The sequence below is a fragment of the Paraburkholderia acidisoli genome (assembly GCF_009789675.1).
Classification (GTDB): domain Bacteria; phylum Pseudomonadota; class Gammaproteobacteria; order Burkholderiales; family Burkholderiaceae; genus Paraburkholderia; species Paraburkholderia acidisoli.
Window position 1 is genome coordinate 1,162,069 of sequence record NZ_CP046913.1, and the last position, 13,556, is coordinate 1,175,624.

The following is a 13,556-nucleotide window of genomic DNA, read 5'->3' on the forward strand; positions in this document are numbered from 1 at the left end:
TCGAACAGACGGCGCACCAATGCAAAAAAGCCGCTCCGGTCTCTCAACCGAAGCGGCTTTTTCATCTCGACTTCCGAACGGCGCTTACCGGTGCGCGCTTACATGTTCGGATAGTTCGGCCCACCGCCGCCTTCCGGCGTGACCCACACGATATTCTGCGTCGGGTCCTTGATGTCACAGGTCTTGCAGTGCACGCAGTTCTGCGCGTTGATCTGCAGGCGATCGCTGCCGTCGTCGTTCTTCACGAACTCGTACACCGCCGCCGGGCAGAAGCGCGCCTCGGGACCCGCGTACGTGCGCAGGTTCACATCGACGGGAATCTTCGCGTCTTTCAGCGTCAAGTGTGCGGGCTGGTTCTCTTCGTGATTCGTGTTCGAGATGAACACCGAAGAAAGCCGGTCGAACGTGAGCTTGCCGTCGGGTTTCGGATACTCGATCGGCTTGCACTGCGACGCGGGTTTCAGCATCTCGTTGTCGCGATGCTGGTGATGCAGCGTCCACGGCACGTTGCCGCCCATGAGCTTCTGCTCGATGCCCACCATCAGCGTGCCGAGGTACAGGCCCTTGCCCATCCACTGCTTGAAATTGCGCGCCTTGTACAGCTCGGTGTAGAGCCACGACTGCTTGAATGCTTCGGGATACGCCGCGAGTTCGTCCTGCTGACGCCCCGCCTGCACGGCGTCGAACGCGGCGTCGGCGGCGAGCATGCCGGTCTTGATCGCCGCGTGCGAACCCTTGATGCGCGAGACGTTGAGGAAGCCCGCGTCGTCGCCAACGAGTGCGCCGCCCTTGAACACGAGCTTGGGCAGCGACATCAGGCCGCCCGCCGTGATCGCGCGCGCGCCGTACGAGACGCGCTTGCCGCCTTCGAGATACTTGCGGATTTCCGGGTGCGTCTTGTAGCGCTGGAATTCCTCGAACGGCGAGAGATACGGATTCTGGTACGCGAGGCCCACGACAAAACCCACCATCACCTGGTTATTGTCGATGTGATACAGGAACGAGCCGCCGTAGGTATCGCTTTCGAGCGGCCAGCCGGCCGTGTGGATCACGAGGCCCGGCTGGTGCTTCGAAGGATCGATTTCCCACAGTTCCTTGATGCCGATGCCGTAGACCTGCGGATCGGCGTCGCGGTCGAGCTTGAGCTTTTCGTTGAGCTGGCGACCCAGATGCCCGCGCGCGCCTTCGCAGAACAGCGTGTATTTCGCGTGCAGTTCCATGCCGAGCTGGAAATTCTCCGTGGGTTCGCCGTCCTTGCCCACGCCCATGTTGCCGGTGGCGACGCCTTTCACCGCGCCGTTCTCGTCGAAGAGAATTTCGGCGGCCGGAAAGCCCGGGAATATCTCCACGCCCAGCGCCTCAGCCTGCTGACCGAGCCAGCGCGTGACGTTCGCGAGGCTGATCACGTAGTTGCCGTGGTTCTTGAAGTTGTCGGGCAGCGCCCAGTTCGGCACGGCCTTCGCGCCCGTTTCGGAGAGAAACAGGAACTTGTCCTCGGCCACGGGCACGTTCAGCGGCGCGCCTTGTTCCTTCCAGTCGGGGAAGAGTTCGGTGATGGCGCGCGGGTCCATGACCGCGCCCGAGAGGATATGCGCCCCGATTTCCGAGCCCTTCTCGAGCACGCACACGCCGATCTCGACGCCTTGTTCTGCCGCCCGTTGCTTCAGGCGGATCGCCGCGGAGAGCCCGGCCGGGCCGCCACCGACGATCACCACGTCGTATTCCATCGACTCGCGGGGACCGTATTGCTCCAAGAGACTTGCGGGGGTCATCAAAGCTCCTCTTGCTATTAGAATGCTTTTTTCGGGTTCGTATTGTCGGGGAACGTCTCCCATGTCGCAACCCAACCGGCGTATATTCGCACGATCGTGCTATTCTATGCCGCTTAATTTCGCTTGGCTGTCACGCCGCGGTCTGGCGCTTTTTGACTACTGAACAGGAACCGGAAATGGGCCGTTCGATCAATCTGGAAGGCAAGGTCGCGCTGATCACGGGAGCGTCGAGCGGGCTCGGCAAGCGCTTCGCGCAGGTGCTCTCGCAGGCGGGCGCGAAGGTGGTGCTGGCGAGCCGTCGGGTGGAGCGACTGAAGGAGTTGCGCGCTGAGATCGAAGCCGACGGCGGCGCGGCGCACGTCGTTTCGCTCGACGTGACCGATTATCAAAGCATTCGCTCGGCGGTCGCGCACGCCGAAACCGAGGCGGGCACGATCGACATCCTCGTAAACAACTCGGGCGTCTCGACCACGCAAAAGCTCGCGGACGTCACCCCCGCCGACTTCGAATACGTGTTCGACACCAACACGCGCGGCGCGTTTTTCGTGGCGCAGGAAGTGGCCAAGCGCATGATCATGCGCGGCAACGGCGGTTCGAAACCGGCGTATCGCATCATCAATATCGCCTCGATGGCGGGGCTGCGCGTGTTGCCGCAAATCGGGCTCTACGCGATCAGCAAGGCGGCCGTCGTGCACATGACGAAGGCGATGGCGCTCGAATGGGGCCGCCACGGCATCAACGTGAACGCGATCTGCCCGGGCTACATCGACACCGAGATCAACCATCATCACTGGTCCACGGAGCAGGGGCAAAAGCTCATGGCCATGATGCCGCGCCACCGCGTGGGCACGCCCGCGGACCTCGACGGCTTGCTGTTGCTGCTCGCCGCCGACGAGTCGGCGTTCATGAACGGCTCGATCATCACCGCCGACGACGGCTTCGGGCTCGCCTGATTTAGCCTGATTCCGCCGCCGGCATTCGTTAAACCGCATCGACGAGAAGTCGCAGTGCAATGAGTGATTACCATCCAGTATTCGAAATGACCATGCCGATCCGCTGGGGCGACATGGACGCGTTCGGCCACGTGAACAACACGGTCTACTTCCGCTACATGGAACAGGTGCGGATCTCCTGGTTCGAGCATCTGGGCGTGGCGTCCGAAAGCGGCAGCGGGCAAGGGCCGGTGATCGTCAACGCGTCGATGGAATTCCTCAAGCAATTGCACTATCCGGGCGACATCGTCTGCACGATGACGGTGGGGCAGCCCGGCCGCAGCAGCTTCGACACCGGTTTCGAACTGCGCCGTGCCGACGAGCCCGACACGCTCTACGCGCGCGGCAACGCCCGTTGCGTGTGGATCGACTATGCGGCGGGCAAGTCGGTGCCGATTCCCGACACGCTGCGCGCGACGCTCGAGAGCGCGGGTCTCGTGAAGGCGGATCGCATCGGCTGAGTGCGCGGCCGCTTGCCCGCTGCTGCAACTGCCGGACGACGATTCAGCCGTTATTTTTTGCCGCTGTTTTTGCCGCTTTTTTTAGCCGCTATTGCCCGAGCAGCCGCTGCAGCAACTCGGTCGCGTTCCCCGTGTCGTACTTGCGCATGAGCCGCGCGCGGTACACGTCCACCGTGCGCGAACTGATGTCCAGAATGCGCCCGATCTGCTTGCTGGTCTTGCCCGTGACGAGTTGCGCGGCAATCTCGCGTTCGCGCGGCGTGAGTTCGACGGCCACGCGGCGCGTGGCGCTCAGGTCCTCGAAGGTCCAGACGCCCGCCGCGTGCGGCGCGGTGCGGTCGAGCGAGCGGCCCGTGACATGGCACCAGAACAGATCACCGTCGGCGCGTTTCATGATGCGGTCGTCGGCGTAACTGCCTTGCGCCGTCATGATGGGCGGAATACGCGCGCCGATGCGCTCGAATTCGTCCGCGGACGGATAAAGCACCTGGAACGATTGCCCGATGATCGACTCGCGCGTGCAGCGGAAGATGGCGGCGACCTGCTCGTTGCAGTCCTCGATGATGCGCTCGCGAGCCAGCACGAGCCCGATGGGCGCGAGATGAAACGCGGTCTGGTAGTCGAGGGCGGAGCGTGCGGCGGGTTTAGGAGCGGCCATGGCGGTCGGTGCGGGTATTGCTTTATGTAGTTTTGCGTATTGTGCCGCAAGCCGCTGCCAGCGTACGCTTTGTCCCCATCGACGCCGCGCGCGCGTGAGCGTTTGCCGCTCCGTGCGCAGGGCCCGCCAGGGTTGCCGCCTTCACGGCAACGCCGCCGGCGCATGACTAGAATGAGGCTTCCGGACGCGCTCGACGTCCGCGCGCCAACCAGGATCGGCCAGACCGGCAGATTTCCATTCGAGGAAGGGACACACTGATGAACAAGGTCTACAAAAGCGCGGCTGCCGCGCTCGAGGGCATCGTCAAGGACGGACAGACATTCGCGGTAGGCGGTTTCGGGCTGTGCGGCATTCCCGAAGCGCTGATCGGCGCATTGCGCGACTCGGGCGTGAAGGGCATTACCTGCATCAGCAACAACGCGGGCGTGGACGGCTTCGGCCTCGGCCTGCTGCTGGAAACGCGCCAGATCAAGAAAATGATCTCGTCCTACGTGGGCGAGAACAAGGAATTCGAGCGCCAGTATCTTTCGGGCGAACTCGAACTCGAATTCACGCCGCAAGGCACGCTCGCCGAAAAGCTGCGCGCGGGCGGCGCCGGCATTCCGGCATTCTTCACGAACACGGGCTTCGGCACGCTGATCGCCGAGGGCAAGGAAACGCGCCAGTTCGGCGAGAACCACTACGTGCTCGAGCATTCGCTCACGGCCGACGTCGCGCTCGTGAAGGCATGGAAGGCCGACAAGTCGGGCAACCTGGTTTATCGCCGCACGGCGCGCAACTTCAACCCGATGTGCGCGATGGCGGGCAAGATCACCGTGGTCGAGGTCGAGGAGATCGTCGAGAACGGCGAACTCGATCCGGATTCGGTTCACACGCCGGGCATTTTCGTGCAGCGCATCGTGCTCAACGCGCAGCCGGAAAAGCGCATCGAGCAACGCACCGTGCGCACCGCGAGCAACTGAACAGGGAGACCGACCATGGCATGGAATCGTGATGAAATGGCCGCGCGCGCGGCGAAGGAACTGCAGGACGGCTTCTACGTGAATCTCGGCATCGGTCTGCCCACGCTGGTGGCCAACCATGTGCCCGAAGGCGTGGAAGTCTGGCTGCAATCGGAAAACGGCCTGCTCGGTATCGGCCCGTTCCCGACCGAAGAGCAAGTGGATGCCGACATGATCAACGCCGGCAAGCAGACCGTGACGACGCTGCCGGGCTCGTCGATCTTCTCTTCGGCGGATTCGTTCGCGATGATCCGCGGCGGCCACATCAACCTCGCGATCCTCGGCGCGATGCAGGTGAGCGAGAAGGGCGATCTGGCGAACTGGATGATCCCCGGCAAGATGATCAAGGGCATGGGCGGCGCGATGGACCTCGTGGCCGGCGTCAAGCGCGTGGTCGTGCTCATGGAGCACGTTGCCAAGGGCGACCAGCACAAGATTCTCGAGGCCTGCACGTTGCCGCTGACCGGCGTGGGCGTGGTCGACCTGATCATCACCGACCTTGGCGTGATCGAAGTGAGCGACGCGGGCCTCAAGGTGACCGAACTCGCGCCGGGCGTGACCGCCGACGAAATCAAGGCGAAGACGGGCGCGCCGCTCGACGTGAGCGCGGTGAGCTGAACGCACACGCATTGGCGGTAGCAGTAGCGATAGCAACAGCGGCATTGGCATGATCCAGGCGGGCGGGACTTCGGTCTCGCCCGTTTTCGTTTGGGGATGTCGCATTGTGGCGCGCTGGCCCGCGCTTGAAACGTCGGCCAGACGGGCTATGCCGGTTGGCCAGGTGCATGCGGCGTGAACCGGGGCCCGGCGCGGCTCCGGGCGTGTCGCGGGGCGTTGCGCGAGCGCGCTTGCGGCCCATGCCGCGCAACAAAGCCCGTTACAATCGGTCGGACATCTTGAAGCGCCTTTTCAGCGAGGATCTTGCGATGACCGATACCACCGCCACGCCGCGCCAGCACGACGTGCAATGCCTGAGCCCTTCGGGATTGCATCGCATCGCGTACACGGAATGGGGCGATCCCACGAACCCGCGCGTGCTCGTCTGCGTACACGGGCTCACGCGCTCGGGACGCGATTTCGACCGCTTTGCCGCGGCAATGGCCGACAACTATCGTGTGGTGTGTCCTGACGTCGCGGGCCGCGGTCTTTCGTCGTGGCTCGCCGACCCGCGCGGCTATGGCGTCGCGCAGTACGTGGCCGACATGGTCACGCTGATCGCGCGCCTTAACGTCGAGCAGGTGGACTGGTTCGGCACGTCTATGGGCGGTTTGATCGGCATGGCGCTGGGCGGCCTGCCCGGCACGCCCATCCGCCGCATGCTGCTCAACGACATTGGGCCGCATATCGAGCCGGCGTCGCTCGAGCGCATCGGCCAGTACGTGGGCCGCGACGAGCGCTTCGCCACGCTGCAGGACGGCGTCGACAATGCCGCGCTGCTCGCCGCTTCGTTCGGCCCGCTCAGCGCCGAGGAATGGCGCGAGATCAATACGCCGCTGCTGCAAGAGGTCGAAGGACAGTGGCGCTACCGCTACGATCCGCGTATTGCGGAACCGTTCAAGGCGATCACGCCCGAACAGAACGAGGAGGGCGAGAAGTTTCTGTGGCGCTCGCTCGCGGCGTTTCAGGGTCCGGTGCTGGTCGTGCGCGGCGCGCTGTCCGATCTCCTGTCACGCGAAACGGTTGCGAAGATGGTCGAGACGGGGCGCGATGTCTCGGGCGTCGAGATCCCCAACGTGGGGCACGCGCCGGCATTTCTCGCCGACGACCAGATCGCGATCGGGCGCCGTTTCTTCGACGTGAAGGCATCGGCCGGGTCATAATATGAGATTCGCCGGCATATTCATGCGTCATGCCTATGCGGGTGCGCATCCCGAATCGTCCAATTTCTGAACAGGAATTCCCATGGCAGTCATTCGTCACCACGTCGGTCCGCGTCTCTCGGAAACCGCGATTCACAACGGCACCGTGTATCTCGCCGGCCAGATCGCCGAAGACACGAATCAGGACATCGCGGGCCAGACGCGCGAAGTGCTCGGCCATATCGACCGGTTGCTCGGCGAAGCGAACAGCGACAAGTCGCTGCTGCTGTCGGTGCAGATCTATATCGCCGAGATGAAGGATTTCCCCGGCATGAACGCCGAGTGGGACAAGTGGGTTGCGCAAGGCGCGACGCCGCCGCGCGCGACGGTCGAAGCCAAGCTGGCGAATCCCGAATGCCTGATTGAAATCGTCGTGGTGGCCGCGCAGCGCGATTAAGCGCACCGAAGCGCATTGGAATGCGCGGCCAGCGCACAGCGTGATCGTTCCGATGCGCTGTCCCCTCCGTTTTTGTTGTCGCCCGACCGGCGTGCCGGCGGGCATGGTCTCATGAGCAGCGATACCGTACCTTCCGCTTCGCCTTTGCCGGTCGAAGCCCCCGCCGACCTTGCCGCGCTGCCGTCGCTCGACGACGCGCTGGCGTTCGTGCGCGAGCACGCGGGCGACGCGCGCCTCTCCACGGGCGAGCCGCTCGTCGAGCACGCGCGGGGGACGGCGCTGCTGGTGGGCCAACTCAACGTCGATCCGTCGGCCGTGCTGGCCGCGGCGCTCTTCAATCTGGCGCCGCATCTGGAGAACCCGGAGGCGACGATCGAGGCGCGTTTCGGCGCGGAGGTCGCGCGGCTCGTGCTCGACGTGCGCAAGCTGTTGCGCCTTGGCGGCGTGAGTCTGCGCGCAGCCCAGCAGTCCACGCTGGAAACCGGCCGTGAAAGCCGCGAAGCGCAGGCCGCTCGCCGTGCCCAGGTGGAATCGCTGCGCAAGATGCTGCTCGCGTTCGCGCAGGACATTCGCGTGGTGCTGATCCGCCTCGCCTCGCGTCTGCAGTCGCTACGCTATTACGCGGCCGCGAAAGTCACGCCCGCGCCCGAGATCGCGCGCGAAACGCTCGAAATCTACGCGCCGCTCGCGAACCGGCTCGGTATCTGGCAACTGAAGTGGGAACTCGAAGATCTCGCGTTCCGCTTCGAGGAGCCCGTCACCTACAAGCGCATCGCGAAGCTGCTCGACGAGAAACGCGTCGAGCGCGAGAGCTACGTGGCGGAAGCGATCGCGCGGCTGCAAAGCGAGCTGGCGGCCGCGCATATCGAAGCCGAAGTGAGCGGGCGGCCCAAGCACATCTACAGCATCTGGAAGAAGATGCGTGGCAAGGACATCGACTTTTCCGAGCTGTACGACGTGCGCGCGTTTCGCGTGATCGTGCCGGATATCAAGGATTGCTACACGGTGCTCGGCATCGTGCACAACCTCTGGCAGCCGGTGCCGCGCGAATTCGACGACTATATTTCGCGGCCCAAGCCCAATGGCTATCGCTCGCTGCACACGGTCGTGGTCGGCGACGACGGCCGCGCGTTCGAAGTGCAGATCCGCACGCAGGAAATGCATCAGTTCGCGGAATACGGCGTGGCCGCGCACTGGCGTTACAAGGAAGCGGGCGCGAAGGGCTATGGCGGCCAGTTCAGCGCGAGCAGCACCTACGACGAGAAGATCGCGTGGCTGCGCCAATTGCTAGCGTGGAAGGACGACGTCTCCGACGGCCCGCAGCCGTGGGAGCAACTGCGCCAGGCCACGCTCGACGACGACCACATCTATGTGCTCACGCCGCAGGCGCGCGTGATCGCCTTACCGCAAGGCGCGACGCCGCTCGACTTCGCTTATCACCTGCATAGCGAGCTGGGCCATCGGTGCCGCGGCGCACGCGTGGACGGCGCGATGGTGCCGCTCAACACGCAGCTGCGTAACGGCCAGACGGTGGAAATCGTCGCGATCAAGGAGGGCGGCCCGTCGCGCGACTGGCTCAATCCGCAGCTCGGCTATCTGCACAGCCCGCGTGCGCGGCAGAAGGTGCGCGCTTGGTTCAACGCGATCGAGGCGCAGGAGAACATCGCCAACGGCCGCGCGATGGTCGAAAAAACGTTGCAACGCGAAGGGCGCACCTCGGTCAGTCTCGATCAGCTCGCGGCGAAGCTCGGTTTCAAGACGCCGGACGATCTGTTCAGCGTGGTCGGCAAGGAAGAGTTCAGTCTGCGCAACGTAGAGCACGCGTTGCACGACGCGCCCGTTGCCGAGCCCGAGGAGGAAACGCCCGAGCAGATCACGAAGCGCGCGAGTGGCGCGAACGTCGCGCACGGCGGTTCTTCGGGCGTGCTGGTGGTGGGCGTGGACGCGCTGCTCACGCAGCTCGCGCGCTGTTGCCGCCCGGCGCCGCCCGACGGGATCAGCGGGTTCGTCACGCGCGGCAAAGGCATGTCGATCCATCGCAGCGACTGTCCCACGTTCGTGCGCATGGCGCGCCGTTCGCCCGAGCGCGTGCTGCACACCACGTGGTCGGCGGACGTGATGGGCGGGCGCGGTCAGTCGGTGTATCCCGTCGATATTTCGATCGAGGCCACGGACCGCCAAGGCTTGCTGCGCGACATTTCCGAAGTGTTCGCGCGGGAGAAGATGAACGTGATTGGCGTGAAAACCCAGTCGCGGCGCAATGCGGCATTCATGCAATTCACGGTCGAGGTGTCGAATTCGGCGCAGATCCAGCGTGCCTGCACGTTGCTCGGCGAGGTCACGGGCGTCATGGAGGCTTCGCGCCGGGGCTAGGCATGCCGCTCGATTGGTTCCAGATTCGCCATGATCTGGCCAGGGCTATGCGGCGGTGCAAAAAATGCTTGCCAAGCGCTTGAATATCCGTCATACTCTTTTTTCTTCAGGCTCGTAGCTCAGCTGGTTAGAGCACCACCTTGACATGGTGGGGGTCGTTGGTTCGAGTCCAATCGAGCCTACCAACGAAAATCGAAGTTCTGGCAGGCTGGTTTGTCGGGGCTTCAAAAGCAGGAAACGCCGCAAGGCGAATTTACGGCGATACGGTTATGACACCGCGAACGTTTACCGAAACCACTTCGGAACGACGCTAGTCGAGGACCTCTTTCGCCCCTGCAGCAAGGTTTGAAAAGTGAATGCGGCCCCTCGAAAGCGGGGCCGCATTTTTTTTCGCCGCGAGGTTTTACGGCGGGTCGTCCTCACAGAACATTCGATGTGTCCTCAGGGCACTTTTGGAGAAAAGCATGGTTGCGATACGTCTGCCCGACGGTTCGGTTCGACAGTACGATCATCCCGTCACGGTCGCCGAAGTGGCGGCCTCGATCGGTCCCGGCCTCGCCAAGGCGGCGCTGGGCGGCAAGCTCGACGGCGAACTGGTCGACACGTCGACGCTGATCGATCGCGACGCAGCGCTCGCCATCGTCACGGACAAAGACGCTGACGGCCTCGACATCATCCGTCACTCCACGGCGCACTTGCTGGCGTACGCGGTGAAGGAGTTGTATCCGGAAGCGCAGGTCACCATCGGGCCGGTCATCGACAACGGCTTCTATTACGACTTCGCCTATAACCGTCCCTTCACGCCCGAAGATCTGGAAAAGATCGAAAAGCGCATGCTGGAGCTCTCGAAGAAAGACGAGCCGGTCACGCGCCGGGTCGTCTCGCGCGGCGAGGCGGTGGACTACTTCAAGAGCATCGGCGAGAAGTACAAGGCCGAGATCATCGAATCGATTCCCGGCGCGGAAGAGATCAAGCTGTATTCGCACGGCGGTTTCACGGACCTGTGCCGCGGCCCGCACGTGCCGTCCACGGGCAAGCTCAAGATCTTCAAGCTGATGAAGGTCGCGGGCGCGTACTGGCGCGGCGACGCGAAGAACGAGCAGTTGCAGCGCATCTACGGCACGGCCTGGACGAAGAAGGAAGACCAGGAGCTGTATCTCCATAACCTCGAAGAGGCGGAGAAGCGCGACCACCGCAAGCTCGGCAAGCAGCTCGACCTGTTCCACATGCAGGACGAATCGCCGGGCATGGTGTTCTGGCACCCGAAGGGCTGGACGCTCTGGCAGCAGGTCGAGCAATACATGCGCGGCCGTCTGCGCGAAGTCGGCTACGACGAAATCAAGACGCCGATGATCATGGACCGCTCGCTCTGGGAAGCGTCGGGTCACTGGCAGAACTATCGTGAAAATATGTTCACGACGGAGTCGGAAAAGCGCGACTACGCGATCAAGCCGATGAATTGCCCCGGCCACGTGCAGGTGTTCAATCACGGTCTGCGCTCGTATCGCGACCTGCCGCTGCGTTACGCGGAATTCGGCTCGTGCCATCGCAACGAGGCCTCGGGTGCGCTGCACGGCCTGATGCGCGTGCGCGGTTTCGTTCAGGACGACGCGCACATCTTCTGTACGGAAGAGCAGTTCATCAGCGAGTCGATCGCCTTCAACACGCTGGCGATGAGCGTCTACAAGGATTTCGGGTTCGATCACATCGACATCAAGCTGTCGCTGCGCCCCGATTCGCGTGCCGGCACGGACGAAACGTGGGATCGCGCCGAACAAGGCCTGCGCGACGCGCTGACGGCCTGCGGCGTGCAATGGGAAGAACTGCCGGGCGAGGGTGCGTTCTACGGTCCGAAGGTCGAGTACCACATCAAGGACGCGCTCGGCCGTTCGTGGCAGTGCGGCACGCTGCAGCTCGACATGGTGCTGCCGGAGCGTCTTGGCGCCGAGTACGTGAGCGAAGACAACAGCCGCCGCCGCCCGATCATGTTGCACCGCGCCATCCTCGGTTCGATGGAGCGTTTCCTCGGCATTCTGATCGAACACCATGCCGGCGCAATGCCCTCGTGGCTCGCTCCGGAGCAGGTTGTTGTGATGAATATTGCGGAAAGTCAGGCCGAATACGCGGCAAATCTGGCCCAATCGTTGCAAAAACAAGGGGTTAGAGTGTCGGCTGATTTGCGCAACGAGAAAATTAGCTATAAAATACGTGAGCACACGCTTGAGAAGGTCCCGTACCTGCTTGTCGTTGGCGACAAGGAGCGTGAAGCACAAACGGTAGCCGTGCGTGCCCGTGGCGGCGTCGATCTGGGTGTTATGCCCCTCGACGCATTCGCTGAGCGTCTGGCGCAGGACGTCAAGACGTTCAAGTAAGCCACCTGGCAGCGCGGCTCGTTTTTTTAATTTTTAGAGGAAACGTAACATCGCTACGGATAAGTCGCATCGCATCAACGGTGAAATCACTGCACCCGAGGTGCGTCTCGTCGGAATCGAGAACGAGCCGCTCGGTATCGTAAAGCTGGCTGATGCGTTCCGCATGTCGGAACAGCAAGACGTCGATCTGGTTGAAATTGCCCCGCAGGCGGTGCCCCCGGTGTGCCGCCTGATGGACTACGGCAAGTTCAAGTACCAGGAATCGAAGAAGCAGCACGAAGCCAAGTTGAAGCAGAAGGTCATCCAGGTCAAGGAAGTCAAATTCCGCCCGGGTACCGATGACGGCGATTACAACGTCAAGCTGCGCAACCTCATCCGCTTCCTCGATGAAGGCGACAAGACGAAGATCACGTTGCGTTTCCGCGGCCGCGAAATGGCTCACCAGGAAATCGGCATGCGCATGCTCGAGCGTCTGCGCACCGACCTCGAAGAAGTCGGTCAGGTCGAGCAGATGCCGAAAATGGAAGGGCGCCAGATGATCATGGTGCTCTCGCCGAAGAAGAAGAAGTAAGAAGCGCGTTGCGCGGCAGTCCGCGCGACGGTTTCGAAAGTATTGAGCAGTTTCAAGCGCCTTGTCCGCAGCGCCATCGAGCGCGCGACCGGGGTGCAAGCAGGTTCCGGAACGGCGCCCGCGCGTCGCACGAACAGTGCGGCAAACGGGCGTTTTTCCTGAAAGCGGCGGCGAGCTTGTCTTTTTAGAGCAGCCAGTCGCCAAAACAAGTGGAGTGGGTTTCGAAGGGCGGAGTCCCGGCAAGGTGTGAGAACACGGCGCCAACCGCACACCCATGTCCATCAAATAATGGAGTTGTCTGTCATGCCGAAGATGAAGACCAAGAAGAGCGCTGCGAAGCGCTTCGTGGTTCGTCCGGGCGGTACCGTCAAGCGCGGTCAAGCCTTCAAGCGTCACATCCTGACGAAGAAGACCACCAAGAACAAGCGTCATCTGCGTGGTGCAACGGCCGTTCATGATTCCGATCTGAACTCCGTGCGCGCAATGCTGCCGTTCGCGTAATCCTCAACCGACACTCATAGGAGCGAAACATGCCTCGAGTCAAACGTGGGGTTACCGCACGGGCCCGCCACAAGAAGATCATCAACCTGGCCAAGGGTTACCGCGGCCGTCGCAATAACGTCTATCGCATCGCCAAGCAGGCGGTCATGCGCGCAGGCCAGTACGCCTATCGCGATCGCCGCAACAAGAAGCGTGTGTTCCGCGCACTGTGGATCACGCGTATCAATGCAGCGGTGCGTCAGCACGACATGACCTACAGCGTGTTCATCAACGGTCTGAAGAAGGCCTCGATCGAACTCGACCGTAAGGTCCTGGCTGACATGGCCGTGTTCGACAAGCCTGCATTTGCTGCGATCGTCAAGCAGGTGAAGGCCGCCGTCGCTGCCTAAGTCGGTAACCGGTTCGGGTAACCGGATCGGATATTGCGCAGGGTCGTTGCAGCAAACATTCCGGTTGTTTCGGTGATGCTGCAACAAAAACGGGGCTCCTCACCGAGCCCCGTTTTTGTTGGTAATGACGCTTCCCGCGCCGCTGCTCGCACTGCCTCACGCCGTTGCGTTCGCGCTGTCATGGCCGCGTTTCGCCATGACCGACCGTGA

Annotated in this window: 13 protein-coding genes and 1 tRNA gene; 12 read left to right on the forward strand and 2 right to left on the reverse strand. The window is 62.9% G+C overall.

Features of this window, described 5'->3' with window-relative positions; all coding sequences use genetic code 11:
* Nucleotides 1-98: 98 nt before the first annotated feature.
* A complete protein-coding gene (locus FAZ98_RS05040; RefSeq protein WP_158949365.1) occupies nt 99-1,772 on the reverse strand; it encodes an electron transfer flavoprotein-ubiquinone oxidoreductase in 1,674 nt (557 codons plus the stop codon).
* Nucleotides 1,773-1,948: 176 nt separating this feature from the next.
* Between FAZ98_RS05040 and FAZ98_RS05045 the strand changes: the two genes are divergently transcribed.
* The gene (locus FAZ98_RS05045; RefSeq protein ID WP_158949367.1) at nt 1,949-2,725 is read left to right on the forward strand and encodes an SDR family oxidoreductase; all 777 of its coding nucleotides are present in this window, start codon (nt 1,949-1,951) and stop codon (nt 2,723-2,725) included.
* Nucleotides 2,726-2,784: 59 nt separating this feature from the next.
* Nucleotides 2,785-3,225, forward strand: a complete 441-nt coding sequence (locus tag FAZ98_RS05050; protein ID WP_158949369.1) for an acyl-CoA thioesterase — start codon at nt 2,785-2,787, stop codon at nt 3,223-3,225.
* Nucleotides 3,226-3,313: 88 nt separating this feature from the next.
* Here the strand turns inward: FAZ98_RS05050 and FAZ98_RS05055 are convergent, their stop codons facing one another.
* Nucleotides 3,314-3,883 carry a LuxR C-terminal-related transcriptional regulator gene (locus FAZ98_RS05055; protein WP_158949371.1) on the reverse strand — a complete coding sequence of 190 codons (570 nt, stop codon included), beginning with the start codon at nt 3,881-3,883 and terminating at the stop codon, nt 3,314-3,316.
* A gap of 257 nt (nt 3,884-4,140) precedes the next feature.
* On the opposite strand from FAZ98_RS05055, the gene FAZ98_RS05060 reads away from it, so the two are divergent.
* From FAZ98_RS05060 to rplT, 10 genes are all read left to right on the forward strand, one after another.
* Nucleotides 4,141-4,845: a CoA transferase subunit A gene (locus tag FAZ98_RS05060; RefSeq protein ID WP_158949373.1), complete on the forward strand. Its 705-nt coding sequence runs from the start codon at nt 4,141-4,143 to the stop codon at nt 4,843-4,845.
* Between the two features lie 15 nt (nt 4,846-4,860).
* Entirely contained in the window at nt 4,861-5,502 is a 642-nt protein-coding gene (locus FAZ98_RS05065) for a CoA transferase subunit B (protein ID WP_158949375.1), read from the forward strand.
* A gap of 308 nt (nt 5,503-5,810) precedes the next feature.
* A complete protein-coding gene (locus FAZ98_RS05070) occupies nt 5,811-6,704 on the forward strand; it encodes an alpha/beta fold hydrolase (protein WP_158949377.1) in 894 nt (297 codons plus the stop codon).
* A gap of 82 nt (nt 6,705-6,786) precedes the next feature.
* Nucleotides 6,787-7,140 carry a RidA family protein gene (locus FAZ98_RS05075; protein WP_158949379.1) on the forward strand — a complete coding sequence of 118 codons (354 nt, stop codon included), beginning with the start codon at nt 6,787-6,789 and terminating at the stop codon, nt 7,138-7,140.
* A gap of 111 nt (nt 7,141-7,251) precedes the next feature.
* Entirely contained in the window at nt 7,252-9,513 is a 2,262-nt protein-coding gene (locus FAZ98_RS05080) for a RelA/SpoT family protein (RefSeq protein ID WP_158949381.1), read from the forward strand.
* Nucleotides 9,514-9,621: 108 nt separating this feature from the next.
* Nucleotides 9,622-9,698: transfer RNA gene (locus FAZ98_RS05085), tRNA-Val, on the forward strand.
* Between the two features lie 279 nt (nt 9,699-9,977).
* Nucleotides 9,978-11,885 (forward strand): threonine--tRNA ligase, encoded by a 1,908-nt coding sequence (gene thrS / locus FAZ98_RS05090; protein WP_158949383.1) that lies wholly within the window; start codon nt 9,978-9,980, stop codon nt 11,883-11,885.
* 49 nt (nt 11,886-11,934) lie between these two features.
* Entirely contained in the window at nt 11,935-12,456 is a 522-nt protein-coding gene (infC, locus tag FAZ98_RS05095; protein ID WP_084068824.1) for a translation initiation factor IF-3, read from the forward strand.
* Nucleotides 12,457-12,759: 303 nt separating this feature from the next.
* Entirely contained in the window at nt 12,760-12,957 is a 198-nt protein-coding gene (rpmI, locus tag FAZ98_RS05100) for a 50S ribosomal protein L35 (protein ID WP_004191477.1), read from the forward strand.
* A gap of 29 nt (nt 12,958-12,986) precedes the next feature.
* On the forward strand, nt 12,987-13,346 hold the full coding sequence (gene rplT / locus FAZ98_RS05105) for a 50S ribosomal protein L20 (protein WP_124153436.1): 360 nt from the start codon (nt 12,987-12,989) through the stop codon (nt 13,344-13,346).
* Nucleotides 13,347-13,556: the final 210 nt, after the last annotated feature.

Coding starts and splice junctions, on each gene's coding strand:
- FAZ98_RS05055 (WP_158949371.1), bottom strand. CDS start 3,883: ATGGCCGCTCCTAAACCCGCCGCACGCTCCGCCCTCGACTACCAGACC.
- FAZ98_RS05080 (WP_158949381.1), top strand. CDS start 7,252: ATGAGCAGCGATACCGTACCTTCCGCTTCGCCTTTGCCGGTCGAAGCC.
- rplT (WP_124153436.1), top strand. CDS start 12,987: ATGCCTCGAGTCAAACGTGGGGTTACCGCACGGGCCCGCCACAAGAAG.
- FAZ98_RS05040 (WP_158949365.1), bottom strand. CDS start 1,772: ATGACCCCCGCAAGTCTCTTGGAGCAATACGGTCCCCGCGAGTCGATG.
- thrS (WP_158949383.1), top strand. CDS start 9,978: ATGGTTGCGATACGTCTGCCCGACGGTTCGGTTCGACAGTACGATCAT.
- FAZ98_RS05045 (WP_158949367.1), top strand. CDS start 1,949: ATGGGCCGTTCGATCAATCTGGAAGGCAAGGTCGCGCTGATCACGGGA.
- FAZ98_RS05065 (WP_158949375.1), top strand. CDS start 4,861: ATGGCATGGAATCGTGATGAAATGGCCGCGCGCGCGGCGAAGGAACTG.
- FAZ98_RS05050 (WP_158949369.1), top strand. CDS start 2,785: ATGAGTGATTACCATCCAGTATTCGAAATGACCATGCCGATCCGCTGG.
- rpmI (WP_004191477.1), top strand. CDS start 12,760: ATGCCGAAGATGAAGACCAAGAAGAGCGCTGCGAAGCGCTTCGTGGTT.
- FAZ98_RS05070 (WP_158949377.1), top strand. CDS start 5,811: ATGACCGATACCACCGCCACGCCGCGCCAGCACGACGTGCAATGCCTG.
- FAZ98_RS05060 (WP_158949373.1), top strand. CDS start 4,141: ATGAACAAGGTCTACAAAAGCGCGGCTGCCGCGCTCGAGGGCATCGTC.
- FAZ98_RS05075 (WP_158949379.1), top strand. CDS start 6,787: ATGGCAGTCATTCGTCACCACGTCGGTCCGCGTCTCTCGGAAACCGCG.